Origin of the sequence: Acinetobacter sp. SwsAc6 (assembly GCF_013391565.1) — a bacterium.
Classification (GTDB): Bacteria; Pseudomonadota; Gammaproteobacteria; order Pseudomonadales; family Moraxellaceae; genus Acinetobacter; species Acinetobacter cumulans.
Genome location: NZ_JACAXE010000013.1, coordinates 56912 through 82233, shown reverse-complemented (window position 1 = coordinate 82233; position 25322 = coordinate 56912). Strand labels below are relative to the sequence as shown.

Annotated in this window: 25 protein-coding genes; 12 read left to right on the top strand and 13 right to left on the bottom strand. The window is 35.9% G+C overall.

Annotated features, from left to right (window positions below):
• Positions 1-47: 47 nt before the first annotated feature.
• The 8 genes from HYG93_RS10460 to HYG93_RS10425 all read right to left on the bottom strand — a co-directional run bounded on the left by HYG93_RS10460 (position 48) and on the right by HYG93_RS10425 (position 6798).
• The gene (locus HYG93_RS10460) at positions 48-461 is read right to left on the bottom strand and encodes a hypothetical protein (RefSeq protein WP_130576362.1); all 414 of its coding nucleotides are present in this window, start codon (positions 459-461) and stop codon (positions 48-50) included.
• 167 nt (positions 462-628) lie between these two features.
• A complete protein-coding gene (locus HYG93_RS10455) occupies positions 629-1204 on the bottom strand; it encodes a hypothetical protein (protein WP_024160795.1) in 576 nt (191 codons plus the stop codon).
• Positions 1205-1214: 10 nt separating this feature from the next.
• Positions 1215-2096 carry a hypothetical protein gene (locus HYG93_RS10450; RefSeq protein WP_024160794.1) on the bottom strand — a complete coding sequence of 294 codons (882 nt, stop codon included), beginning with the start codon at positions 2094-2096 and terminating at the stop codon, positions 1215-1217.
• Between the two features lie 5 nt (positions 2097-2101).
• Positions 2102-3613 carry a DotG/IcmE/VirB10 family protein gene (locus HYG93_RS10445; protein ID WP_024160793.1) on the bottom strand — a complete coding sequence of 504 codons (1512 nt, stop codon included), beginning with the start codon at positions 3611-3613 and terminating at the stop codon, positions 2102-2104.
• Between the two features lie 21 nt (positions 3614-3634).
• Positions 3635-4582, bottom strand: coding sequence for a DotH/IcmK family type IV secretion protein (locus HYG93_RS10440; protein ID WP_005005900.1), 948 nt, complete (start codon positions 4580-4582; stop codon positions 3635-3637).
• Positions 4583-4595: 13 nt separating this feature from the next.
• Positions 4596-5156 (bottom strand): DotI/IcmL family type IV secretion protein, encoded by a 561-nt coding sequence (locus tag HYG93_RS10435; RefSeq protein ID WP_228134816.1) that lies wholly within the window; start codon positions 5154-5156, stop codon positions 4596-4598.
• A 133-nt stretch (positions 5157-5289) separates the two neighbouring features.
• On the bottom strand, positions 5290-5577 hold the full coding sequence (locus HYG93_RS10430; RefSeq protein WP_024160792.1) for a hypothetical protein: 288 nt from the start codon (positions 5575-5577) through the stop codon (positions 5290-5292).
• On the bottom strand, positions 5578-6798 hold the full coding sequence (locus HYG93_RS10425) for a hypothetical protein (protein WP_228199015.1): 1221 nt from the start codon (positions 6796-6798) through the stop codon (positions 5578-5580).
• A 1066-nt stretch (positions 6799-7864) separates the two neighbouring features.
• Here HYG93_RS10425 and HYG93_RS10420 point away from each other — a divergent pair.
• From HYG93_RS10420 to HYG93_RS10400, 5 genes are all read left to right on the top strand, one after another.
• The gene (locus tag HYG93_RS10420) at positions 7865-8311 is read left to right on the top strand and encodes a DotD/TraH family lipoprotein (protein WP_024160790.1); all 447 of its coding nucleotides are present in this window, start codon (positions 7865-7867) and stop codon (positions 8309-8311) included.
• A 37-nt stretch (positions 8312-8348) separates the two neighbouring features.
• Positions 8349-9158, top strand: a complete 810-nt coding sequence (locus tag HYG93_RS10415; protein WP_024160789.1) for a type IV secretory system conjugative DNA transfer family protein — start codon at positions 8349-8351, stop codon at positions 9156-9158.
• A 27-nt stretch (positions 9159-9185) separates the two neighbouring features.
• Positions 9186-10481 (top strand): ATPase, T2SS/T4P/T4SS family, encoded by a 1296-nt coding sequence (locus HYG93_RS10410; RefSeq protein WP_024160788.1) that lies wholly within the window; start codon positions 9186-9188, stop codon positions 10479-10481.
• A 305-nt stretch (positions 10482-10786) separates the two neighbouring features.
• Positions 10787-11893, top strand: a complete 1107-nt coding sequence (locus tag HYG93_RS10405; RefSeq protein ID WP_024160787.1) for a ParM/StbA family protein — start codon at positions 10787-10789, stop codon at positions 11891-11893.
• Positions 11890-12717, top strand: a complete 828-nt coding sequence (locus HYG93_RS10400) for a hypothetical protein (protein WP_024160786.1) — start codon at positions 11890-11892, stop codon at positions 12715-12717. The genes HYG93_RS10405 and HYG93_RS10400 overlap by 4 nt, the downstream gene beginning before the upstream one ends.
• Positions 12718-12762: 45 nt before the next feature.
• Here the strand turns inward: HYG93_RS10400 and HYG93_RS10395 are convergent, their stop codons facing one another.
• On the bottom strand, positions 12763-13824 hold the full coding sequence (locus HYG93_RS10395; protein ID WP_024160785.1) for a ParB/RepB/Spo0J family partition protein: 1062 nt from the start codon (positions 13822-13824) through the stop codon (positions 12763-12765).
• A gap of 9 nt (positions 13825-13833) precedes the next feature.
• Positions 13834-14670, bottom strand: coding sequence for a ParA family protein (locus HYG93_RS10390; protein ID WP_005028640.1), 837 nt, complete (start codon positions 14668-14670; stop codon positions 13834-13836).
• A gap of 1081 nt (positions 14671-15751) precedes the next feature.
• On the opposite strand from HYG93_RS10390, the gene HYG93_RS19415 reads away from it, so the two are divergent.
• The 7 genes from HYG93_RS19415 (at position 15752) to HYG93_RS10350 (ending at position 22332) form a co-directional block, all read left to right on the top strand.
• Complete coding sequence (locus HYG93_RS19415) at positions 15752-17281, top strand: hypothetical protein (RefSeq protein ID WP_256733432.1); 1530 nt, start codon at positions 15752-15754, stop codon at positions 17279-17281.
• Between the two features lie 122 nt (positions 17282-17403).
• Complete coding sequence (locus HYG93_RS10375; RefSeq protein WP_005028646.1) at positions 17404-18309, top strand: hypothetical protein; 906 nt, start codon at positions 17404-17406, stop codon at positions 18307-18309.
• Between the two features lie 12 nt (positions 18310-18321).
• Complete coding sequence (locus HYG93_RS10370) at positions 18322-18996, top strand: hypothetical protein (protein WP_005028648.1); 675 nt, start codon at positions 18322-18324, stop codon at positions 18994-18996.
• 12 nt (positions 18997-19008) lie between these two features.
• Positions 19009-19578 carry a hypothetical protein gene (locus HYG93_RS10365; RefSeq protein ID WP_005028650.1) on the top strand — a complete coding sequence of 190 codons (570 nt, stop codon included), beginning with the start codon at positions 19009-19011 and terminating at the stop codon, positions 19576-19578.
• Positions 19578-20135 carry a hypothetical protein gene (locus tag HYG93_RS10360; protein WP_005028652.1) on the top strand — a complete coding sequence of 186 codons (558 nt, stop codon included), beginning with the start codon at positions 19578-19580 and terminating at the stop codon, positions 20133-20135. The genes HYG93_RS10365 and HYG93_RS10360 overlap by 1 nt, the downstream gene beginning before the upstream one ends.
• Positions 20136-20138: 3 nt before the next feature.
• Complete coding sequence (locus HYG93_RS10355) at positions 20139-21695, top strand: UvrD-helicase domain-containing protein (RefSeq protein ID WP_005028656.1); 1557 nt, start codon at positions 20139-20141, stop codon at positions 21693-21695.
• Entirely contained in the window at positions 21688-22332 is a 645-nt protein-coding gene (locus HYG93_RS10350; RefSeq protein WP_005028658.1) for a hypothetical protein, read from the top strand. The genes HYG93_RS10355 and HYG93_RS10350 overlap by 8 nt, the downstream gene beginning before the upstream one ends.
• A gap of 52 nt (positions 22333-22384) precedes the next feature.
• On the opposite strand, the gene HYG93_RS10345 is transcribed toward HYG93_RS10350, so the two are convergent.
• From HYG93_RS10345 to HYG93_RS10335, 3 genes are read right to left on the bottom strand one after another with little or no spacing between them, the layout of a single operon-like run.
• Positions 22385-22810: a hypothetical protein gene (locus HYG93_RS10345; RefSeq protein WP_005028662.1), complete on the bottom strand. Its 426-nt coding sequence runs from the start codon at positions 22808-22810 to the stop codon at positions 22385-22387.
• Between the two features lie 14 nt (positions 22811-22824).
• Positions 22825-23235, bottom strand: coding sequence for a hypothetical protein (locus HYG93_RS10340; protein ID WP_005005820.1), 411 nt, complete (start codon positions 23233-23235; stop codon positions 22825-22827).
• 22 nt (positions 23236-23257) lie between these two features.
• Positions 23258-25270: a peptidoglycan DD-metalloendopeptidase family protein gene (locus tag HYG93_RS10335; RefSeq protein WP_005028664.1), complete on the bottom strand. Its 2013-nt coding sequence runs from the start codon at positions 25268-25270 to the stop codon at positions 23258-23260.
• Positions 25271-25322: the final 52 nt, after the last annotated feature.

Sequence of the window (25322 nt, the reverse complement as noted above, 5' to 3'; positions counted from 1 at the left end):
AAAAAAGCGCAGCCTAAGCCACGCTTTTAAACTTATTTATTATTATATTACGCTTTACCAGTAATAGTGTTCGCAGCAGAGAACATGATGAAGCCTACGATTGATAACGCACCACCTACAATAATACAGATCCAAGCAGTTTTCTTTTTCTTTTGTTGATCTTCTTCTGATGTATACATCATATACAAACCAGTACCAACTAAGCCTAAACCAAGCACCATGAACACTACGATTAAGAATTTATAAACGTTTTGACCTAATGTTTCACCACGGCCTAAGATTTCATTCGCATCAGAACCAGCAGCGTGTTTTCCGTAAGCTGTACCACCTGGGTTCCATGTGCCAGTGTTTGCATATGCAACTTGACCCATTAATGCAGAAACAAAAGCTAAAAACATTACTTTTGCGCGGAATGCAGTCGCTTTTACAGTGCGAACTGAGTGTTTTACTAATGATACCATTGTCATTTTCCTTTTATTTAATATACGGGAGCTAATCTCCGCACTGTAATTAAACATTCTTAAAACCCTATTGCTTTAAGTTGCTTAATTTTAAACTTCTCGTTAAATATCTTCAATATCTTATACAAGGTTTTTAAGAAACTCTCACCCTATTTTAAGAAGATTGTTTAAAATATTGTAAAAAAGGTTCCTCCTATTTGTGTTCCAAAGGTATTAACAAAGACATCGTGTACGTCCTGAACGTATACGCATAATACACCTGTTATAATTAAAACCCATGCTTTGCGGTATGTCGCATTGCCTTGAGCATCAATTTTCTCTACAAAACCATATAAGCCACGAGCTACCGCTATAATCCCTACCAGTTGCGTAAAACCTACAACCGCCGTAACGATATATGCACCTAAATCATTAGCACCAGCATTAGGCAAGTAACTTTGTACCGTTACAAGTTCTATGCCATTACCACCAAACAATGAAGAACCTAGTGCACCAATGATATATCCGTCATATCCAAGTGATGCAAAAGCACCACCGATAAGAATCTTCAACAATGCCCCACCAGTGGTAGGCTCTTTCATTCCATGACCAAAGAACTTTTGTTGAGGTGATGATGCTTGCACTAAGTCAAAAAGCGCCGTGCCAGTAATCACCAACCCCGTTACAACAAAGCAAATGCGTATAAAGCTTAGTAGTGGACCGTATATGTTTAATATCGCTTTAACTATATCTAATGCATCCACGCTATTTTCCTTATTTCACCCAAATGGCTTGTTCGTTTTCGTCAACAGCATAGACCGTGCGATTGTCTGGCATCTTCTGACCTACATAGACTGTATATGTATGGTTTTGAGAATCTGTCATCCAAGCGCGATCGCCTACAACCGCAAAAGCATCCAAGCGTTTTGCACCTTTTGGAATTGATAAGGTTTTAGATCCCGATGTACTTAAAGCCTTTTGCTTAGTCTGGTCTTTAGCTATTTTGATTAAACTAGTCTTTAATTCCTTAATTGCCTGTTCTTGCAATTCAACAAGGTTTTTAAGATCGTCATTTTCAGCTTTCAGTTGTTCATTTTTGATTATGGTTTCTGATTGAGCAACTGCAGTTTGTTCGCCGTTTTGTACTTGCCCATGCGCTTGCTCTTTTTCTTTCAAACGTTGTAATAAAATAAGTGCATTCGTACCCTGACTTTGATAGAAGTTAACTGCCTCTATTCCTAGATCAGAATCAATCGGATACGACATGGATTTGTACATAATCATGTATTGACCAGTGGTAGGATCTTTAAACACAATATTTTCATCAACAATGAACGCCGTATCATCAGCAATACTATTGTCCTTTAAAGGTTGTTGATTTTGGTTGTATGTTGCTTGTGTTTGTTGAATGCCTTGACCAACAGTATCAATGGATTCTGGTGTTTGTTCTGGAGCAACTGCCGTGCTGACGTCTTTTGGTTTACTCATTTGTATCCAAAAGAAAGTACCAATCATAATTAAGGCAATAACACCAATAACAATAAGAAGTTTTGGAGGAATACCACCCTTCGCACTACCTTCGCCTTTTTGGGGTTTGCCTTCAGCATCTTTTAGATTTTTCTTTGCCTGTTCAGCAGTCATTTGATTATCAGACATTTCGCTTACCCCTTATTTTTCGGTGTTGTTACGTCAGCATCAAAAAAGACTTCAAATACTTTTCCGCTGTTAACGATATACGTAGTTGGTCGAACTGTTGATGTACGTGCCATGTTCGCCATTTCCGTACCAACGTTACCAATGATGTTCCCGGCAATTTCTTTATCGTTTGGCTCTTCCTTCGTGCTTACAACATTGCCAGTATTTGTGATTTGGGTTGTACCAATGTTTTGATAGGCTTGTCCGTAACCCTCAAAGATTCCAGCAGTAACCATACCGCCAAGCTTTTGCAAAGTGTGTTTTTGGACTTTATCAGCCATGCCCGATTGTTTTGTTCCAAGAGTTAAAGCTCGTACTTGGATTGCATACTCTTCGCCCTTAAACAACATACGGGTAAAGTTAAATTCAATATCCGCAGTATTCAGACCAACAGTACCAATAAGTTTTGCGCCGTTAAATTTACCGCCAATAACAGTAGCAAATAGGTTTTTACCTTTATCAGTATTCACACCTGTATCTAAACGCGCTTTCATTGTTGTACCAGCTTTAATGATTGCTAGTCCTTTAGTAGATTCGCTAGTCGTATTCGCAACGTTCAAGCTTCCAAGGTTTTGTTGCCCTTCCGATGCTTTAGTGTTGTGTGAATATTTATATGTTGAATATCCGTTGACCTTGTTCTTTGTATTAGAAAACGCAGCAAGTTGATCAACAAAAGCAGTTTGACTTAATTCACGCGTTGCAGCATTACGTTCTGCATAAGCAGCTGCTTGTTGGCTATATACACTAGCAACATCATTAGCAGCAGATGAAGCATGTTCATATTGTTGCGCGTAGTTAGTTTGATAAATCGGTGCGTTTTGATTAGCACCGTTTTGTGTTTGTGGTTGTTGTGGTAGACCACCGCTAGTTGGTTGAGGTAATGCACCACCTTGATTTGCCATATTAGCTCTGGCCATCTGGTCAAGTTCAAGCGTAATATTTGGTGTACCACCTGTTGCAGAACCGTTTACAGGTTGCCCATTTGGACCTGTAATAAAATTCTGATCGTTCAGATCGCCGTTTGGATCTTGTGTTGCAACTGTTTTAAATTCGGGCAAATAGCTTTCACCATTTTTGCCAGCTCGAGCAGCTTCTTCAGCTTGTTTTTGACGTTCATATTCTACATATTCAGGAGGGATAACATTTGTACCCTGTCCTTGGATTTCTGGTGTAGCAATAGCAACCTGATTATCTAAAGCTAGTTGGTCACTTTTCCCCATTGGGTTAAACATAAAAAAGCCTAATCCACCAACTACTACCAAACCAATAATTGCAACAACGCGAAAGCGCGTATCTGCAAAAACACGTTTTTTGTTAGCAGTTTTAATACTTGTATTTTTCAGTTTTTTAGGTTGGTCTTCTTCTGAATGAACTTGGTTTGCAGAAATAATAGTTTCATCGGTAGTACCTACTTCAGTGCTACGACTAGAATTCTCTTCAATGTCATTCGGGTTATTTTGTTGGTTCGTTGAATCCATTTTTAATTCTCACTTAATGACTTAAAATGCGTCTTCGAGGTAAACAGTTTTAGGTGTACCGCCAGTCGTTGAAAATGTGATGTACTTCAGATCTTCAGAATCTTCATAACGGAAGATCTTCATACCGTTGTTAGCGCGGAAAGAACTCAAAAAGGCTGGTTGAATAACACCAAAGTTACTACGCACATATATATAGCCACCAAACTTCCAAGCACGGACATTAGGACTATCGGTTCGCATTTCAACAGCACCCTCAGGCGCTAAGCCATCCATAAATTGCAAACTCACACCATCTGGAATAATCGATGTTTGATTGCCTGTTGAATACATAGCTTTGGCTGTTGGGCTTCGACCAGGTATACGTGCGTCTACACGAACATCTAAATCACGTTGGCCAGTAGCTAACATCAAAATTACTGGAGCACCCAATCCCTTTAATGTGACCGTTACGTTTCCGAAAGCAGCTGGATCTAATGGTTCGATTGAAAGGATGTTAGTTTCAGGGATTTCGTCTGGCTCTTTTTCGTTTTGCTCACCTAAGCCATCTGAGAAACGTCCACGGTCCAAAGAAATCTTTTCAATGTTCCATGGATTTCCTGAAGAATCGGTAAAGACAATAGTAGATAGCATGCCAGCGCTTAAACGAATTACTGGCGGTTCCTCACCAGGGTTTAATGAAATACCCAAACTACGGGTTTTCGCTTGTGGCGTATTTACATAAGGACTAGAAAGGCTTCGTTTTTGTTGCAACAAAAGTCCTTTAACTATTTTTGTTTGCTCAGGTGTGAACTGCAAACCAACAAGATTGTGAACCTGTCTGTCAATTTCCGATGCTGTATCAACTACCTCAGGTGCAACCAAAGGAGATTGAGCATCCGCAAAAGTATTCGGAGGCATATCAGCAGCATTAACTATTGTAGTTAATGCAGTAGAAGCAAAAAGAGCCAAAGATAATTTTTTCAATTTCATAAGTATCATCCAATTAACGCGCTGGAGTTAACGTAATTGTCTTAACAGCAATACCGTTGTAGTTCAGATAAGAACGTGGATGCTCAACAATAGTAACTGTCGCAATGAAGCGGTGAGTCTCTTTAGGTTGTTTGTCACCTAAGAAGAATTGAGTAGTGATAGGAACACGAACAGTCCAACTAGGTTCTGCAGCATGTAAATCACGGTTTTCGATTTGTGGAACATCAGTAGCAGTAGTTCGCATCGTTAGGTTGTTTTGTACGATTGTGCCAACTGTTTGTGATTGAGCGATTTGCTTCATCAATGAATCTTTACCGCCCTCAGTGAAATACATTGAACCAGCATTGTTAATAACGTCACGCCAGTTCAAGAAATCAAAGTTGTAGACAGAAAGAATTGCACTCTTACCGAATTCAGAAATAACAACGTCAGTAACGCGAGGGTTTTTTGATGCTTCGATTGGACAGATAACCGAGTTATCTACTGTTTGAACAGCTTTGACTTTTGGGTATGCATTAAAGGCAGCAAAAATAATCATCGCAAGAACAGCACTCACGATAAAAGCGAAAAACACGAAAACAAGCCATCGTCTTAACTTTGCAATCTCCTTATCTTTTTCATCCACCTGTTTTCTGAGCCAAAGACTAGGATCACAAGAACCTATTTCAGCGTTTTCATTAGATTTGTCTTTAGACACAACAGCACTCCTATTTCGCTGGCTGATATATAACAGATGGAATTGGACGATCTGATTTAGAGCTAAGCACACACTTAACTGGTGTGCCGTCATCAAAAACCAAAGATTCAAAATCTGTTGTGGTGAGTTTAAAAGCTACAAAACTAAGCGTTGTTAAAACGGTTAAAATGCACAATGAGGCAAACGTACTAACCAACACTCTTAAAAGCCTTGCGTATTTTCTTTTACCTATTATTGATACTTCAGCGTAAGGAGAACCCCATGTTGAAGTAGTCAAATTAGTTTTAGAGTTATCCATTTAGTCAATCACTAAACCCGACTTTAATTCGTCCTTATAATAGTCGGTATTAAACTCATTTGCTATATTAAGATCAAAATAATAAAAGGTATCTAGGTTATTAGCTAAAAGTGTTTTAACAAATTCATGGCTACCATTAACGTTTTCAATAGAATCTAAAGTAGGCTTTATACTAAAACCACTATGGCCTCTCCACTTTCGCCCATAAAAGTTAGAAGCAGTATCTTTACCAGCATGTCCAAAAGCACCAGCTATCACAAACTTATCAATACCCTTTACCTTAGCATTTGCAATACATTGATGCCTTGTACTGTATAAAGTAGGTCGTTGATCTTCATTAGTTAAAACCTTGCCTCTAAGCTTAAAGTAATTGATATAACTTAAACGTAAACGCTCTTGCAGTATTTTAATAAAAGTCTGTTTTTCATCCCATCCAAAGGTATAGCCACTAGTTTTATTTAAACTAGATACCTTTCTCACATACCTATTTAGCAAGTTCCAATAAAGGTATATCTTTTCTTGATCTTCATGTTTAAGGTCATCAAGTATTAAATACCTTTTAAGTCCATTAGCCCGACCATGTGTAGCCTTGCCATTTTCCACAATCATGATCAGTTTTGGTCCTTTTACTGCACAACAGAATGAAACGGAAAACCACTCAACAGGACGCAATCCAACAACAAGATTGGCATCAACAAAAGCAACCATCATCCGATCAAACTCACTAACCCTGGTGTTACTCTCGTTCTTATGCTCGAATTCTCTTACCAAGTAGTTGTAAAACGTGCGTTCAAAGTACTTTGTTTTCAGCTCAGAAGTACGCTTAGGTTTGTCCTTATTAGCTGTATATTTTGTGTTAATGATTCTTAAATATAATTCTTCTAAAAAATATTCATCAAAACCAGCATCTATATCTTCATCATTAATAGAGCCATTATTTAGCTCATTAAGCTTTAGACCGATTCCATACACTAAATATGCACGATATGTTCTAAATGTAGATTCCGCGTAATAACCATTTTCAGATTTAGTTTTAAATTCAGAATATATGTTTTCATATAACATTTTTAAATCTAGCTCTGAACTATCTAAATGTTTATCAATTTTTTGCTTAAGCTCAATATCATATTTGGTCTTAGTAGAATACGGAAAATCTTCTATACGACTTGTGTATTCTTTTAATGTCTTTGGATAGCTATTAGGATTCTCAAAACTGCTCACCACTACCACCCTTTATCCACATGCAAAACATGAGCACATACTACAACGTTAAACACCTTTCTAAAAGTACTCGTTAAAATGTTTTTCACTTTTAAGCCCAATAAATGCGAATGTCTTTTTTGACTCCTCTCTTGTTAGTACAGTGGAAAAATCAAAAAAATGAAGTTGAGAAATCATAAAAACACAGTGGTCCTTTTTTACAGTGAAGTGCTTGATATGCATAGTTTCAATAGTCTTTTGCCAGTTGCGATGCCTTAAATTTTTAGGGAAAAATACGACTCTAAGCCTATCATTATTGCAGTTTAATTGGTGTTTAAGGTGTCAAATCTTTATATTTAAGATGCACAGCACTAAACCATAAGATAGGTTTTTATAAGTAGCAGCTTTAATGTCTTTAAACTTTTAAATTAGGAATGGTATATACCAAGATGCATTTTTTCTTCAAACAGTTTTTATCAATTTATTTAATATTAAAGAAGCTGGCTTATAAATAAATTGCATTATCACCAATAATATTTTTAATATTAATTAAAAAAAGCATATTAACATCTTTATTAATATACTTCTATACTGTAAAATATAAATTACAGTATTAATAATATTTTAATTAAAAAAAGAATAAATGTACTTTGTTATTTTCTGTATAAATTATATTCTAAAAAAAGAACAAAAAAGAATAGAAAAGATAATAAAAAGAAAGAATAAGACTATAAAGGAATATAAAAGACGTCTAGCAAACTATAAGAGCTCATTTACTCTCTATAATTGATTGAAAAAAGTACGTTGTATTTCCATTTCAGATAGGTACTACTAAAAAAAAGCATTGTTTTGGACAGACAATGCACTTAAAAAGAGTATTTTTTACAGATTTGTCTTGTTTAGGCCAGGTACGACTGCCTGAAGAACGCCCTTAGATATACGTTAAAGCTTATAAATTAGGTTTAAGCGAGTGCCTAAAAGTCGGCTTTATACCTTTTAAGGGATTTTTTATAATTAATAAAGTGCATTTTAATAGTTTTTAGACTAAAATCATTTTGTCTTTATACCCACTTAATCCGGAGTAAAAATGAAGCACAATAAAAAGCTTTTAAGCGTTCTTGTAATTGGTTTAATGATGTCTGGGTGTGCTAGTCGTGATGTAACGCAATTAAACGTAGCAAGCCCTTTATCTATTATATCTGAAGCATCTCAAGAGGCTTTAATTGCACAACAGAACTTAAAGAACTCTTCTGCAATTCAAATGCAAACTGTTCAGAAGAAACAAGGTAGCATCAACCATGACCTTTTAAATATCGACTACATAGGCGATCCAATACCTTTAATTAAAAGTATTTCTAGCCAATACGGATACCGTTTTGTAGAAGCTGGTCCTACTCATGAGCTTCCAATTGTTAATTTTAATAAAAAGCGTCTTACTGGTGTAGAAGCTTTACGCGATGTTTCTGCATATTTAAATACTGCTTCGATAACTCTAGATCATCAAAATAAAAGTATTTTATTGACTTATAACTAATACCCTTTAAATCCTTTTATACATATCTGGAGTTTTTATGGACTACTCTAATAATGCTTCATTACAAGAGCTACTAAACCCATCTAACCAGTCTTCTTTAGAAGTTCATGTTAGTAATGTTGAACAGCAAGCTCGTTATGAAGCCATGCTTGAATTAGTTAAGCAAAAAGGTATTAAGTTAGGGATCAATACTTATTTAAGCAACGCTCGTGAGGTCATCAAAAGCCAAGAGCGTAACCTTGATACAATCTTTAACTTTAAACCTTACATGATCAAAGATGTTGTTGTTCCCCCGGTTATTATTGAATCAAAAGATGTAACTGAGACACCTAATGCCATGTCGTACAAGACGACTAAGCAGACTTATAAAATCTTGAAACAAGCTCGTTTCAGTACTCGTGCACCTGATTGGCGTCAGTACCTTGTTTTCCCTACACTTGATAGCAATGTTGATTACGTGACTTTCATTCCGAAAGAAATGTTACCAGCTAACGAACAAGAACGAAAAATATGGAAAGAGACTGCTGCTAAGTCTTATGAAATGGGTTTAGTTGAGGGCCGAAATATTGTTGAAGATGCAGTAGATCGTCTTAAACGAGATTATTTGGGGATGGTTACTTTCCATAAGTTTGTTTTAGAGGGCAAGTTATCAATGCCAGCAATTAGCAGTCAATCACTGGCTGTTTCTTCTACACAAGACACTATTGCTCTTGATATGAAATTGCTTCAAATCCAACAATTACCGCAGTTCAATTCAAATATTGAAACTTGGAAACCAATTCTCCAACCTGAACAAATTGCACCTAGCTATCAAATTCCAAAAATTAACCTTGTTAGCGAACCTTAAGTTCGCTAACTCAATTGGAAGTTTTAAATGCAAATGAAGGTTTCGACATTAAAAGCAAAATCTGCATTATTTGATGTTAACAAGATTAAAGGATCTGAAAATAAGATTCTGACAGCTACCAAAGACATTCGCAAAGACTACGATTCTAGCCGTGGTTTTGGTTTGGCTACATTAACAGCCATAACGACATACAAAGATCCGAAACAAGGGTTTAAAAGTCGCGATGAATTTGAAAGTCTTCTATATGAAGCATTAGCTCATGGTGCTTCAGATATTTTCATTAGTCCAGATCGCCCCATCACAATGATGAAAGACTTGGAGTTATATTCGTTAACACACCGTATTATCAATCGTGATGAAGCTCTACACATCCTAAGAACGATTGCTGATGAAAATGCCTACTTAGTCCTTATTAATAATAAGTTTATTAATAAGGCATATCGTATTCTGCAGAAAGACGCTTCAGGTAAGGAAACTCGTTATAACTTTCGTGTGAACGTATCTCGAACTTCGTATCGTGGATCTGGAGATTCTTTTCAGATAACGTTACGTACAATTTCTGGCATTCCCCCTCACTTTTCAAAAGTGGGTTTAGATGAAGATTTCATTAAAAGATCGCTACCTCACAATGGTTGCTACATCATTGGCGGAATCACTGGTTCTGGTAAAAGTACAACACTAGCTTCAAATATTCGCTATGTGTTGGAAAATAATACTCATATTCGTGGAAATATTTTGACTCACAACGAGCCTATCGAATACGAGTATGACGCAATTGAAAGCACACACAGTATTGTTAGTCAAAGCGAAATCCCCAATAACTTCGAGACTTTTGCGGATGCAAATAGAGAGGCGATGCGTAGACGTCCTGCTGCAGTTGAAATCGGTGAATTGCGAGATAAAGAAACAATTTCTGCAGCTCTAGAACTTTCTTTAACTGGCCACCCTGTTTTTGCAACGGTTCACGCAACCACCGTAGACAAAATTATTCCACGTATGTTGAAGCGCTTTAAGCATGAAGAACATCTTCAGGCTGCAGCTGACATTATTGGTTCAGTTTATACATTGATTGCTCAACGTCTTGTTAAAGATGTGAACGGCAAGGTATTTGCTGTAAGGGAACACTTAATTTTATCACCTCAACTGAAAGAAGAATTGCTTTTAATTGATGATATTCATGCTCAACAGAAGTTTATTCGAGAGTTAATGATTAATTCTGATGGTTCAGATCCAAACATCAGTAAGAGTTTCAGGAAACAAGCTGACGATCTACTCAAAGCTGGTCGTTTGCATGAAGACTACTATTACAAACTGATTTATTAAGAGGCGAATATGGATGATCAATATGCACACTGGTCGCAATTTAGATTAAATCTAATCCTATGGGGCGGTTTAAACGGATATTTGTTTATACCTTTTCTAGCTGTTGTTATTAAGTTTTCCTTGTTCAAACTTATGCTTTTCATCGGCTTGATAGTAGCAACATTGGTTATTGAAAAAGTATTTAAATACAAATACAGCTATATCCCCTCTGCTCTTAGACGCTTAGTTTTTGGGGGCAATAAATACACTAGACGCGGTAGAAGACGTTACTCGTTGTAAATCTTGAAAAATTGAAAGGTAAACTTATGAAAAATACTCAAAATGAAAAACCAGCGATTGAAGAACGTTATATTGTTCTAGGTATTGATGATGGACATGGCGGTACAAAGCTTTATGCTGGTCTAGATCAAGATGGAAATGAAATCAAACTGACTATTCCTAGTATTGCTTATTCAGGAAAAGTCCTCACTGGCGAAGAGGATTCTACTGACTATTATGTGGTTAAAGTTAATGAAAACTTTTATACAGTTGGTAAGAAGATCAATAGTAGTGTTCCTCTGGATACCAGAACAGACGAATACCCGACATCTGAATATAACAAGGCACTAATACACCAGGCAATTAAGGCCTATATTGACCATATCGGAACATATGATGGTAGAGCGTTTGCAATCGCTACTTCACTTCCTGTTAGTCGCTATTACACACCTGAAAAAACCAAAAACATGCCACTTATTGATATGAAAACTAATTTTCTACTCAATGGTGATGTTTGCTTCAACTTAAAAGATCATAAAGCTGGTAAACCGCTTAATATCATTAAAAGACATATTGTTAAATGTGAAGCTCAAACAGCTTATTTTAATGAGATTATTGATGTACACGGAAACGGTTCAGAAGATAGTGATCTTTTAATAAGTTCTGAATGTGCTGTAATCGATATTGGCGGTAAAACCACTGATATTGTAGTCACATTAGATGGAGGAAACATGCTTGATGGCCATCGTTCTACATCACGTAACCTTGGTATTCTTACCATCTATGAACGAATCACTAGCTTAATTCTTGAATCTGGCTATAAAACAGTTAACGCTAACTGGCTAGATTTCGCACTAAAATCTGGAACTTATGGTATAGGATCTCAAGCCAAAGATATTACAGGTTTAATTCAGCAAGCTAAAAACGAATTCATGATCGAATTAAATAACTTTATCTCTAAACAGATCGGTGGAGGCGATGATTTAGCATTAGTATTATTTTGTGGAGGCGGTGCAGCTTTTCTTGAAAAAGAGATTAAAGAAAAGTACGACTTACCGAACGTAAGAATCGCTGAATCACCAGAGTACGCCAATGCTAAAGGTTTATATAAGTTAGCTAAATACATGTATAAAATGTACGCAGAAATCAAATGACAGATTCAAACTACATACAACTATCCTATCAATTAATTCACTTAACAAGAGAAGATCTTGATGTGATTAGTAATGTTAATAGAAATCTACCAGGTCTAGACTTAAACGCTTTTAGTTTAAGTCTGCTGTATTTAGGATTTATCTTTTGTACTGACAAGCAGAAGATTTTTCTAAATGCGCCAGTGCAAAATGAAATAGACGAGACGTTTGCACAGCCTGTACGAATGAAAATAGATAAAAATGCAAATCAAAAACTATTTAATTCAATTAAAAAACATCCTCAAGGAAAGCTTCGTAGAAATTACATAACTGCTGTTTTACATGCTGGTATAGCGGTTCTAATTGAGCTTTCATACCTTTATAAGTTGTATGAAGTTAATGAGGATATGGCAAGCCTATATTCTGTCAATTCTTTCCTATTAAGGTTTGGCTTAAGTACTTGTGTTGAAACATACACCAAGTTTAATACTGCTTACTATGTGTACGATATTGAATATCTTGAAAAAAAGTATCTTGATCATATATCCATACAAATACCAGAAAGTAGTAAGGAGCAAATTGAACAATCACCTAAAAAGCCCGTAACTAATTCTATCAAGAGCAAGGAGGTTCCTGTTCAAAAAGCAGTTAAGATAAAGGAAGCTAAACATACTGAACATAAAAACATTCAGGACCACTCCCCTACCGTTGAAACATCTCAAAATACCGAAACGTCCGAAATTAACAATGCTAAACCAAGTCAAAACGTATCTGAATCAAAACCAGTAACCAATCCAAGTAGTTCGGATTGGCTGAACCAGACTTTTAATCCAGATCTATTATAAAAAAAACCGGCAATGCCGGTTTTTTTCATTCAAAGTTTTGAAACTTCAATCATTCAAGCTCTTAAAAAACTCTTCAATTTTTCTAGCTTTCTCTTCTGTAATATCTGCATCCAAGGCTACTCGCAACTTAAGTACACTCTTACCTTTGGTACCACATTCAGAACTCATAGAACCAAATTTAACGCCCTTATCTGTCTTAAAATCGAATTTAATCTTACTCGGTTGTTCTTCAGTAGTAGCTTCTTCAGTTTTTTCAGGCTTAGTCGCCTTATTTGCTTTTTCTTCTTCACTCAAAATAGCTATAAATCCTTTATGACGCTTGCCCGTGGATTTAAATTCTTCAACGTATTTATCCCATTCTGGTCTTAACAAGTCGAAAATTGCTTTTTCAGTTTTAGTTTCTAAAGCTTTATTTATTGCGGTATTCACTTCTTGAGCAATATATCCAGAAATTAGCTCAGGATCTTCGTTCAAAGAGTCCAAAATGAACTCAGGTAAGTCTAGAATATATTTGAGACGGAAATACTTCGACTTATCAATCGCAAATTTTTCAGTAACAAATTCATAACTTTCAAAAGGATAACCAAACTCTTCACATAATTGCTTGATTTTTAATATGCTTTCAAAATCTGAAAGATTTTGTCTAGCAGTATTATCCAATAAAGCTGTTATAGCAGCTTTATCATCATTCATAGATGTTTTAACTAAAGCAGTAATTCTCTTGAGCTTTAAAATCTCTTTAATTGCTCTAAAACGTCTCTCACCAGCAATTAACTCGTAACGATTACCCTTCTGTCGAACTGTAATCGGGTTAATTTGTCCATTAGTTTCTATATCAGCAGCCAAAATTGGCAACTTCTCATATACACGTTTATTCATGATACGTGGTTGATAAGGTGATGGATCAATTAAATCAATGTCGATTGATTCTAAATGAGATCCGCTAACAATATTTTTTGTTTCTCGCTTAGCTAGTGGGTTAAGACTCCCCTCTTCTATGGTTGGAGTCGCTGTATTTTCTTTTACATCAGTAACTTGAGCATCACTCCCTGTTGCATTAGCAACAGATGTTTTTTTCATGCTTTTTACTTTATCTTTAAAGTTCATATCAGCACCTTATAATTTTTTGTATTCAGAAACCATTAGATCTACAAGTTGATTAATTGCTTGTTTTGCTGGTGTTTCTTTTCCAGCATCCAGATCAAATACGGAACACTTAACATATGATGCTTGACTAAAAACCGTAGCATTTGGAATACAGATTAATTCCTTATTTACCAGTTTTTCTTGCAATTTTGGTTGAGCATATTCATTGCGAATATCTTCAGCCAAGGTAAGATCCACTGTATTACGCTTGTTATAAAAGTTTAGTACTGGCGATAGAATTTTTAAATCTGGATTGCTTGTCTCTAAGTCATCCATAGAGTTAAGTATATCTTCCAAACCCTGAATACTGTATTCACCCTGTAATGGAATTAATAAACTGTTTGATGCTAACAAAGCATTAAAAGTTAGAGTTTCCATTCGCGGTGGACAATCTAACAAAATAAAGTCGAAATCCCCTTTTATCTTTCTTAATACACTTCTAATAATTTCATTAGGAACTGGACTAGAACGCTGAATATTGATTTCAACATCACGAATGTTATTAGCACAAGCAATCAAAGACACATTTTCAAAGTTGGTTTTATCTGGACCTTGTATAACATCGTGAATGTTAATTGTTTTATAGTTTTCAAAAATATCTTTTAGAGTGCCATCTATATCGTTAATATCTGGAACATTTGAAATATGTTTTGTTGCATTACGTTGGCTATCTAAGTCGATTACTAAAACCGTATAACCTAATTTTCCAAGCTTAGCAGCACAATTCACCGTAGATGTTGTTTTGCCCACACCACCTTTAAAGTGGATGCTTGTACAAATATAAGTTTTTCCTGAGTTCTTTTCCATTTTTCAATCACCTTTCAAGTAAAGTCAAACAATACAATATTTGAAAAATATTTAAAATACTTTTTCACTTTATTTTTAATATATTTCAACTTTTTCAATCTATATGCCTAACATGTGTCCATATCTTATGTGTTTTTCATTATCAGACTGATAACAGCTTTAGATTCCTTGGCGTGGATTTTTTCATTATCAGACTGATAACAGCTTTAGATCCCTTGGCGTGGTTTTTTACATTATCAGACTGATAACAGCTTTAGATTTTTAATCGTGGATTTTTTCATTATCAGACTGACAACAGCTTTCGATTTTTAATCGTGGATTTTTTCATTATCAGACTGATAACAGCTTTAGATCCCTTGGCGTGGATTTTTTCATTATCAGACTGATAACAGCTTTAGATCCCTTGGCGTGGTTTTTTTCATTATCAGACTGATAACAGCTTTAGATTCCTTGGCGTGGTTTTTTTCATTATCAGACTGATAACAGCTTTAGATCCCTTGGCGTGGTTTTTTTCATTATCAGACTGATAACAGCTTTAGATTCCTTGGCATGGTTTTTTTCATTATCAGACTGATAACAGCTTTAGATCCCTTGGCGTGGTTTTTTCATTATCAGGCTGATAACGGTTTTTCGATTCTAAATCGTTGATTTATTCATTATCAGACTGATAAAAATGGAGTTGCCAAGAAGAGGGGAGGGCTTACTACTACTTACAGTTAAATAAATGAGTAGACGTTGTGAAATGCACAACTGAAAATGATCTATATTAGCTGAGTAGGGGAGTGCCCTATTCAATAAAAAGACTACCAACAATATTTATAGAGAAATTTATTATATAGGCGGTTAATCCACTTAAATGTCTAGTAGGGGAGGGCTTCTTATTCATTCTTTTTAGTATTTGACCAAGAATACTGGCTTAGTGTTGAGATTGACCTGATTTAAGCTTTAAAAGGTATTAAATGCCACTTTAGTCAAGAGCTTAAAACCAGACTTAAAATCCTTAAAAGGTTTAAGGGGAATTAGATTAAAACCAATATTAACTATATAATACCCAACAATACACATATTAATAGGCTATAAAATGGCAGATCCAAAAGATAAGCTTGTACATGAGAATCATATTTATATATTTACTGTTGTTATGGTTTTAGTGGCTTTTTTTGCTGTATGGTTTGCTTATAAACCTCAAATTGTAGGGTTTTTAGTATACACAAAAGGCATTTTAATTATTCCTCTATGGTGGGTACATAGCATATTCAAAGCTATCGGGCTTAACTACGTGCCTTTACTAAGTGAGTTGGTGTATTCAACAGAACACCTATGTAAACCAACAAACAATTGGCTTCCATTATTTTGTCAAAATAAGTTTAGCGAAGTCACTATTTTTCAAATTTCAAAAGCCAGTCAAGCATGGAATTTATTAATATTTTTGCTGGCAACACCTTGGATAAAGAAAGCTTATGACCGCTTCAACAGCGAGCATCCAGCACGGGGCTTTATCAAAAGCATGAACCTAGAAGAGTTCATAGAGGAACAAATTCCAAACCAAAGACACTTACAGGTTTTTGGTCCATTAGACTTGTCAAAATATGATACGAACAATGGTCATTTTAAAGCGCTAGATTCAACTTATGAGTTTGCAAATAGGCATGAGTTAATTACAGGAACTAAAGAGCGCCTTGTGAACATTACAATCAACGGAGTAACGAAAGAATATAATGATAAAAGTGAAACAGTACCTATCATAGATGAAGAGAAGTTTTTAAATGTCTTACGTGAACAACTAGGGGATCTTTGGATAACCCTTGATAATTCAAAAGAAACATCACCCGATGAATTATCGTATTTATCCGATGTTGATACAATTTTGCTAGCTTTGTATTTACCAGTAGCATGTGCAACCGATGAATCTATGGATGATGAAGAGTTCCGTAAAATCAAAAAAGATTCAACAACATTAATTAATTACTATTGGGATATTTGCACAAAAAATATACCTAACAACCCATTGTTTGCAATTGAAAATCAGTATGTTGAGGGCGATCGTAAGCTTGTAGGGTTTAATTTTGATTTCCTTAGAAAAAGAATTCACAAATACATTAAACATCCCGTTGCTACTAAGATTTTTAAAAACCATGCATATGTAAGAACTATTTTGTGTGAGGTTGTATTAACAGCAAGACAACTAGGTGTAATGCCACCAACAGATATACGCTGGTTAAAACTATACAATCGAACTGCATACGCATTCATACAGAATATTGGTAGACCGTCTTTGTTTAGTGAGGGTTTAGGTCCAATCTCGCATTATCTAATTGAGGTGAAATTAGGGAAGCCATTAGAAGAGCCAGACTTTAACATTGGCCTTGTTGGTTTTGAATACGAATTATTGAGTTTTGCCATGACTGAAGCTAGACAAAAAGCTGCTGAAGATGTGAACAGTATTATTCGAGTAGTAGAGTTTACGGACAAGGAATTAAACAACGGATCTTATAACTCTAAAAACAATGATAAAGATGATTTTAAGTATAGTGACGATCATGTTTTTGATATGGTGAGCGTAGAAATACCACAGGATGAAATACAAAAAAACAAGCAAAAAGGGTTTTAGTCTTAAACTTATAAGTTATAATTGACCGGTATTAAAACACCGGTCTTTTTTATTTAACTATTTTTTTAAAACCATATTTTAACTATACTGCTAAAACATGGCTTAAAAGGTAATACTCTAAAATGCTTTTAAATAATTTCACTAAAATAGTAGCAAGTTGCGCTATTAGTATTATTACAATCTCTACTTACGCTGCACCATCTCAGGACCTTACTTCTAAGATGCAAAAAATGGGCAAAGTAAAAGAAGTTAAACCCTTTAGTGGAGGTTTAACTTCTTGGATTCTTGAGGCACCTAATGGGAAAAATGCGGTGTTTTTTACAACATCCGATGAAAAAGTCATCTTACATGGTACAGCTTGGGATTCTGCTACTAAAAAAAATATATCTGAGCCTCTTAAATTAACTGCAAAAAAAATGAATACACCAGCACGACAACCAACAGCTTCCGTTGGGAATTTGGCCAGTGCATACAATCATCCAGTCTTTAAAGCTGTAAAAACGCTTTCAGGGTTTAAAGAGGGGAAAGCGAATGATAACAACACTGTTTACATCATTTACGATCCACGCTGTAAATATTGTCACGAAACATTCAACCTTTCTCGCTCATACGTTAAAAGCGGTGCAACTATTAAATGGATTCCAGCTTTAGTTCTAAACCAAAGTGAAAACGGAAAACAATTAGCAGCTGGAATTCTTCGTAAACCATCTGAAGATACTATTAATAAAACCTTTAATGGAACAGATGAAGAAATTAACTCAATTAAAGTGATTCCTACACCACAGGAACTTGCTGAGTTGGATAAACACTTAGGCGCTCTTCAATCTATCTTCTTCTATCACGAAGATATTGTTGCAATGCCAAAAGAAGATCGTGAACAGCGAGAAGCAATTCGTAGCGCTGGACAAAAGCCACAGCCACTAACTGCTGGTGTACCAGTTGCTATCTTTGTAAATAAAAAGACTGGAAAAGTTGAAGCTCGTAGAGGAACTTCAGAAACAGCCACTCTTGACTATATTTTCAAATAAGAGGGAATTGAGATGAACAAAACTCAATTGAAAGCTTTCCAATCGATTGTCGGAAACTTTTCACCTTATTTCTCTAAGATAAACAATGAGTCTATGTTTTTAGATTCTGACCTTTCTGGAGATACGGATAGAAATCGCCAGGTGAGCATCTTCAATATAGATGCAAAGGCCACGGATCTACTATTAACGATCAAAGGATTTGATCAGGTCGAGAATAATTTGTTTAGAGGACAAGTTTTCTTAAAGTCTGACGAAAACACAGAAATTCTTATAAGTGAGCCATGCTATTACTTAAACAAAAGCAAGGTTCGTTTCAGTACATATGAACTTCAGAGCTACATAAAGGAAGTTTGGCATCAAGCTCTAAATGAATATAAGGCTGATGTTACAGACAGCCCTATACGTTCTAATGAAGAAAAATACAGCTTATCTTTAGCAGATAGATTCTCTAGTTTTAAAACGTCTTGGCCAGCTATGGGCATTGTAGCTGCAGTAGTTGTTTTTGCTGGAGGCGGTTACTTTTTAGGTTCAGGTACTAATGAGAAAAATGCATCTTCAGAAACAAGTTCGCAACAACTAAGCACATCTGATAACCCTGAACTTGACGGTAAAGCCTTGGCTCTTAAAAACATGGGGTTAGATCCTAACTCAATGGCTTTTGATAACTCATGCTTTCAAGAAAAATAAGGTGAAATATCTATGAGAGCTAGACGAATAGAAAACCTTGAAGCATTACAGCTAAAGGCCTCAGAAATAGCACAAATAACCGTTAAAGAGTTGGAAGCACGACACTATTTAGTTTGGTGGTTGAGCTCATATGACCGAAACATGAAACGTGGCTATAACAATGAAACCATTTGCTTAAGCACCTATCAGGTGAATGAGTTTTGTTTTTCATATGCAATCACAAGCGAAGTTGAAAAGTTTTATTTACTAATACAACCCGAAAATTGGTTTTTAAATGATTTAACTTTCGAGTCTGCTTCTATAGATGAAAAAGGCTTAGTTTTAAATTTAGCTGAAGTAAATGATCAGTTATTCAAGCTGTATATATCGCGAATGCAAATCAGATTTAATCTTGATGAAATTCATGCTGAACGTTTAACACACGCAAAGAAATATGCAAAAGAACTGGTCTTTATTCAATACAACCCACAGAAAAATCAGGTCATGAATGTAGGTGTTTCTATCAATTTAGAAAACAACACAATCACTCGAAAATCATCAAATCAAACGGCAAAAAATAAGCGCTTGAAAGGGGCATTCTAATGAAGAAATCAAACTATTTTAAGGTAATTGGTGCAATAGCAGTTTCAACAGTTGTTTCACTTGCTTATGCTGGCTTTACTGAAATTAATAGTTCTGGAGACATTGTATCTAAAGACAGTGCAAATGCTTTACGCACCAGTTTTTCAACACCAAATCAAAATATACCAGCGCCATTACGCACATATTCACTATGGGATAAGATCTCAGAGACAACCAAATATAATGGCACAGTACAACCAAAGCCAACACCTGTTGCAATTGAGAGTACATCTTCTCAAGCACAAAATATTCAAAGCAAGAGCAATATTAATGTGGCTAACATAGAGAGCCAACAGGAAATCAAAAGATTACAGGCAGCACTAAAAGAGAAAGAAACTGAGAATAACAAGCTCAAATATTCAAACCTTGAGATGCAAGTGCAAGTAGTTGAACTAAAAAGCGATATAAACGAACTGAAGCAACAAGTTAACTTTTTAGCAAGCCAGATGCAAATTGTTGAAAGCGATGTGCTTGTAATGAAAAACAAAAAACCAAGTTCTTTTTTAGCACGAAATTAAGCAATGGTTGTGAAGAAAATTACTCAAAAACCTACCAGTGAACAGCAACGAGCAATTGATAAAGCAACACGACTAAAAACCAGTTTTAAATTGATTGCTTTTGCTGGTACTGGTAAGACTACGACATTGATCCATTGTAGTAGTGCTTTGCAACAACTAGGTAAGCTTGGACTATATCTATCATTTAATAAAAAGATGGCAGATGAAGCTAATCAAAAATTCGCTGAATATGGGCTGAATTCAGTCACATGTTCTACATTCCATTCTCTAGCTTACAGAAATATACCTGGTTGGCTGAAAAATAAGATTAACAAACCTACGTTACTTCCTAAAGATATTGTTCAAAAGTTTAAGCTTGAAAACATTCGATTTCAGTACAACGGGAAAAACCGACAACTCACCGATCTAACATTAGCGCTGATTATCCTTAATACATTACGTTATTTTTGTATGACAGTGGATCAGACTGTTACCAATGATCATGCTTACATAGCTTTAAAAGAACAAACATCAATTAAGCGCAATGACGTTCTTGAAGATAAAATCACTTCAATTGCGAAAATGATCTGGAATGATGTAGTTGATCCAAACGGTGATTATGGTATTACACACGATTACTATCTCAAGTGGTGGGTACTGCAAAAACCACAACTTGATTTTGATTACGTGATGGTAGATGAAAGCCAAGATAGTGACCAATTAATACTAGACGTACTCAAACGTCAAAAAGCAAAAGTTATTTTTGTTGGAGATCCATACCAAAGCATATATGGCTTTAGGGGTGCGAAAGATATTTTACAGAACCTAGATCTTGAAGCATTGTACTTAGAACAGTCGTTTCGGTTTGGTAATGCAGTTGCAGATATAGCTAATCTACTTCTCAATAAACTTTTTGGTGAAACCAGACAGTTAAAAGGTTTACCAAGTAAAACGTCAAAAGTTACCACTTTCAGTACATCAAGTTATGCACCATCTTCATTGAACGCGATTATTTGTAGAACAAATGCTACGGCTTTTGAATACTTTTTTAAGTTTCATGGCTACCTTAATGGCGAAAAGAAAATACGTCTTGAGGTTGATGGAAAGCGCAGTAAAGATATTTTCAGTGGGATTTTTCAACTGAGAGCAAATAAACGGCCAACGTGTAAAGAGCTTCAAAACTTTTCTTCCTACCAAGAGCTTGTGGACCATATACAAGTGTTTGGAGAAGTGGAGGGGGCAACTACAGAATTAAAAACCTTTCTGGATCTAACAAACCAATACTCATGGCAAGTGATTGAGTGGGCGTTAGAAAATAGTATGGCTGATGATGAAACTGACCCAAAAAACACTTTGGTCATTAGCACATCACACAAGAGTAAAGGTTTAGAGTGGGATAATGTCCTAATCGCAAAAGGCTTTAACTATAAAATTCTCGATAAAAAGCTAATGATTTCTGCAGATGAAAAACGGCTGTTGTATGTGACCGTAACACGAGCCAAAAACATATTATTTACAGATGGCATTAATGATTTATTGGAACACTTAAATTCAAAAAATACGGAGATTTCAAATGCCTAATCAAGTTGAAGTTCTGCAAAATAGAGTGTTTCAGGCATGTCACAATGCTAGTTATATTCGCGGAGAGTTTCATCACGAACCGTATATCATGGAGCTTGTTAAGAAAAAGGGCTCACAGGTCGCAGATATAATCACACCACTTCTTGAAATGTTTCATCTAATTGAAAAGGAAACAAAGTCAATCTTTAGTTTCACGGAAGATTTTAATTTCAAGCAACGCCATTTTGAACCAGGTGTTTATCTCAAAACTAAAGAGATATTAAATGGTGTAGAAACGTTCGATGGCCTGGCTATCGTTGATATTCCTTCAGGATCTTTTAGAAGCATTGTCATAGATTCAGGCGGTGGAATTGCTTCAAGTAAACATACAATTGAGCAGTTTAAGGAATTAAAGGGGAGATATTTAATTCCATTTTATTTTGATGGAATATATGTGCACCCTCACTGTTATACATATTTTTTCATCGAAAATGATATTAAGAGGGTGATGCCCCTTGAGGCTTATGATTCAAGCAAAGTAGGAAATGAGCAAAACATGGGCTTGCATTGGGTAGAAGAAGCAATTGAATACGGTAATCTTCACTTTGGGTTTGAAGTTGAAACACCAGATACCGAAACAATTATAGAAAAAGTCTAAAACCAAACGACAAAAAAGGGCATCTTATAGATGCCCTTTTTATGTTTTGAAATTAATAAGAAAGGTCGATTGCCACTTGTGCTAAAGATGTAAAAGCAGAGGATTCACACATAAAAGATTGACGAATAAAAAACGATGGATTGTATGAGCTCACCATAGTTTGACTATCACAGTTTTGGCTAAATTTAATATGTTGTGTATTGATTGCTTGCCAAGCTGCAGCATTTTTTTGACTTTCCGCACGAACGTCTTTGATGAAACGTGTTAATGATTGGTTGTATGGTGTATTGCACTTAAGTTCTGGTGAACCGTACTCAGAATCACGCGCTTCATTATAATTAAACACGCATTTTTGATACTCAGCTTGTACCTTGTTATAAGCTTGAATAGCTTCAGCTTTGGTCTTATAACCAGCGTTGGCAGATGACGTAATAATGGTAGCAGCACATAACAAAGCTAAACTTAAAAACTTTTTCATAACCTGATCCTTTATTACTTCATTAATGCCGGAATAAACATTGCCCAACCTAATTTATTGGTCGCTTTACATTGCATGCTTAGTGTTTTGTACTTTGCAGTCTGGCCAGCGTATAACTGATCGCAGTTAGCAAGTAACTGAGTAAAGTTTCGATTGTGATCAGCTAGAACACGCGGAGCTTCTTCATTATTAATATATTTAGAAGCAAGGCTACCAAGCTGACTTGCGCGGTTATAAACATTTGTATAGCAATTTAGGTGTTTTGCATCAAATGGATCGTTAGAAACCGCAGCACATTTAACGTTTACTAAGCGCAGTTTTTCAAGTTCAGCACGAATAGAGTCTGAGCTAGTATTAGCACTAGCATTAAAAGATGCACATGCTAAAAGGCTAAAACCCAATAAAGACAAAAATCTGTTTTTCATAATATTTCCTTTAATTGCTCTATTAAGGGTATTCAGAATAGTAAGGGCATAAACGCATAACAATACCTTCAAATGTAACGGCTTCAGCTAAAGTCACAACACCATCTCGAGGGTTTCTATCGAGGTTTCTGTTCGCATTATATTCACGACTAGGGCTTTTATATGGTCCACCTAAAACTAGAGCATAAAACCCAGCTATTGTTTTATTATTATAGTCGCTTTTACGTTGTCGTGCTTTTACTGCAAGATATAAATCTAATAATTCGACTTGTTGTTGAGCACTCAGTGTAGTGATTTGCTTAGGGTTTGATTTAATTGAAGCTGGTATTCCTCTCGCTGTTAAATCTGAAGCATTAATATCTGTTATACCAATTTTAGTCCATTGACTTAAACCATATGCACCAGCGTTGTTGTCAATTTTAAGATTAAAACCGGCAGATTCAAAACCAAGAATAGCTGCAACGTCATTAGGGTTATAACCATGTTTTAAAGAAACACGTTTAATACCATCTTTAACCGCACCAAAAGCACCTGGTATACCCCAACCACATTTACGATCTGGAGTACCTTGTCCACCTTTTAAGATTTGTGCATCTGAATAAACTTGCCCGTTTCCACCTTCCTCAAAAAGCTGTTTCATTTCAACTACTGCTACTTCAGGAATAACAGTTGGTTGTTCAGCTTTCGTATAAAGTTCATCTACACGGCCAGAATAGCGTTGAGTTTCTGACGCTGTATAAGCTGCCAAAAGAGCCTCTAAGCGTTCATTTTGTTTATGGATCTCTTTAGTCAAATAGTTTTGTGCATTGATAATGTTTAGCTTTTCAATCAAAAGCCCCATCATCGACATAGTTGCTAATTCATTAAACCATTTAGAGTTGCCATAACGTCCAGTACCAATGTTTTCAATTAATTCTGCTGGCGTAGAATTAAGTGCACCAATATCAAAACCCACATCATCAGCCGTACCACCAAAAATAGTTCTAGGCGGTGCATATTGAGCAACATCATTTGCATAAATGGTACCGCTTGCAGCTGCTTCAGGTGAGATAGTACCGTCAGCAATCATTTGAGCGACTTGCACTTGTGCAGATCCATAAGCATCCATCGAAACATCGCCACTAAATGCAAGTGCTGGAAGCTTTTTGCCTTGTTTTACTGCAATGCCATCTACCGATGAAGAAACGGGGAGGGTGATTCCTGTTGATGATGAATATAAGGCATTCCATTGAGTCCTAATGGTGTTACCCAAGTACGGTGTGTATTTGTTTTCTAATGCTTGTCCTTGTGGCGAGACACTAATCACAACGTCTTGAGGTAAATATGGCGTAGGATCTGTTAACTTATATTCAGAACTACCCACATATGGCGCAGATCCTTTAACGCGTTGCTGAAGTGCAATGGATGGATTTTTAAAAACTTGATCTAAGTTTTTATTCAGCCAAACATCTAGCCCACGTTTTGCCTTTACACCATATTCAATGTGCAAATGCACGGCACATGAACCACAGCCTTTATTTGACATGTGTGCGATGTTTTGACCAGCTTGAATACGTTGACCAGGGTAAGCGTTATATTTTTTTTGATACGATGGATCAGTATGGCGATACATGATTCGATCGCCAGTATCCATCTGCATAATTAGTGGGTTAGTGGTTGATTGGTTGCTTGCACCAGATGAACGTGTGTCATAAGAGACAATAGAACCTGAACCAATTGCTTTAAGTGTAAGGTCATTAGGATTCGCACGACTAATATCAATACCGTTATGACTACCAGCAGCGCCCCCTCGCAAACGAAATTCACCAAAACGACCAGCACTACGGCGCCCATCATTCGGCATGATCGAATATTTATGGAAAATCATTTTTTGAGCGTTGTTAGGAACTTTTGCCGTATTAGCATTTGTAGCGGTTACGTTTTCAGAAATAGGATCGGCGTTAGCGGTATAAATAAAAGCCGAACAAGTCACTAAAATTGCGACTTTAATGCCACAGCTCAAGGGCTTTAATTGAAATGAGGGTTTAAATTTCATAAGTGAATCGCCAGGCTTAAAGGAAGTTCTTAAAATAAATTAACTTCTTATT

Bases quoted from the DNA above. Each gene is read 5' to 3' on its own strand.
- HYG93_RS10460 (WP_130576362.1), bottom strand. From the start codon at position 461: ATGGTATCATTAGTAAAACACTCAGTTCGCACTGTAAAAGCGACTGCA.
- HYG93_RS10450 (WP_024160794.1), bottom strand. From the start codon at position 2,096: ATGTCTGATAATCAAATGACTGCTGAACAGGCAAAGAAAAATCTAAAA.
- HYG93_RS10445 (WP_024160793.1), bottom strand. From the start codon at position 3,613: ATGGATTCAACGAACCAACAAAATAACCCGAATGACATTGAAGAGAAT.
- HYG93_RS10440 (WP_005005900.1), bottom strand. From the start codon at position 4,582: ATGAAATTGAAAAAATTATCTTTGGCTCTTTTTGCTTCTACTGCATTA.
- HYG93_RS10430 (WP_024160792.1), bottom strand. From the start codon at position 5,577: ATGGATAACTCTAAAACTAATTTGACTACTTCAACATGGGGTTCTCCT.
- HYG93_RS10420 (WP_024160790.1), top strand. From the start codon at position 7,865: ATGAAGCACAATAAAAAGCTTTTAAGCGTTCTTGTAATTGGTTTAATG.
- HYG93_RS10415 (WP_024160789.1), top strand. From the start codon at position 8,349: ATGGACTACTCTAATAATGCTTCATTACAAGAGCTACTAAACCCATCT.
- HYG93_RS10410 (WP_024160788.1), top strand. From the start codon at position 9,186: ATGCAAATGAAGGTTTCGACATTAAAAGCAAAATCTGCATTATTTGAT.
- HYG93_RS10405 (WP_024160787.1), top strand. From the start codon at position 10,787: ATGAAAAATACTCAAAATGAAAAACCAGCGATTGAAGAACGTTATATT.
- HYG93_RS10400 (WP_024160786.1), top strand. From the start codon at position 11,890: ATGACAGATTCAAACTACATACAACTATCCTATCAATTAATTCACTTA.
- HYG93_RS10395 (WP_024160785.1), bottom strand. From the start codon at position 13,824: ATGAACTTTAAAGATAAAGTAAAAAGCATGAAAAAAACATCTGTTGCT.
- HYG93_RS10390 (WP_005028640.1), bottom strand. From the start codon at position 14,670: ATGGAAAAGAACTCAGGAAAAACTTATATTTGTACAAGCATCCACTTT.
- HYG93_RS19415 (WP_256733432.1), top strand. From the start codon at position 15,752: ATGGCAGATCCAAAAGATAAGCTTGTACATGAGAATCATATTTATATA.
- HYG93_RS10375 (WP_005028646.1), top strand. From the start codon at position 17,404: ATGCTTTTAAATAATTTCACTAAAATAGTAGCAAGTTGCGCTATTAGT.
- HYG93_RS10370 (WP_005028648.1), top strand. From the start codon at position 18,322: ATGAACAAAACTCAATTGAAAGCTTTCCAATCGATTGTCGGAAACTTT.
- HYG93_RS10365 (WP_005028650.1), top strand. From the start codon at position 19,009: ATGAGAGCTAGACGAATAGAAAACCTTGAAGCATTACAGCTAAAGGCC.
- HYG93_RS10360 (WP_005028652.1), top strand. From the start codon at position 19,578: ATGAAGAAATCAAACTATTTTAAGGTAATTGGTGCAATAGCAGTTTCA.
- HYG93_RS10355 (WP_005028656.1), top strand. From the start codon at position 20,139: ATGGTTGTGAAGAAAATTACTCAAAAACCTACCAGTGAACAGCAACGA.
- HYG93_RS10350 (WP_005028658.1), top strand. From the start codon at position 21,688: ATGCCTAATCAAGTTGAAGTTCTGCAAAATAGAGTGTTTCAGGCATGT.
- HYG93_RS10345 (WP_005028662.1), bottom strand. From the start codon at position 22,810: ATGAAAAAGTTTTTAAGTTTAGCTTTGTTATGTGCTGCTACCATTATT.
- HYG93_RS10340 (WP_005005820.1), bottom strand. From the start codon at position 23,235: ATGAAAAACAGATTTTTGTCTTTATTGGGTTTTAGCCTTTTAGCATGT.
- HYG93_RS10335 (WP_005028664.1), bottom strand. From the start codon at position 25,270: ATGAAATTTAAACCCTCATTTCAATTAAAGCCCTTGAGCTGTGGCATT.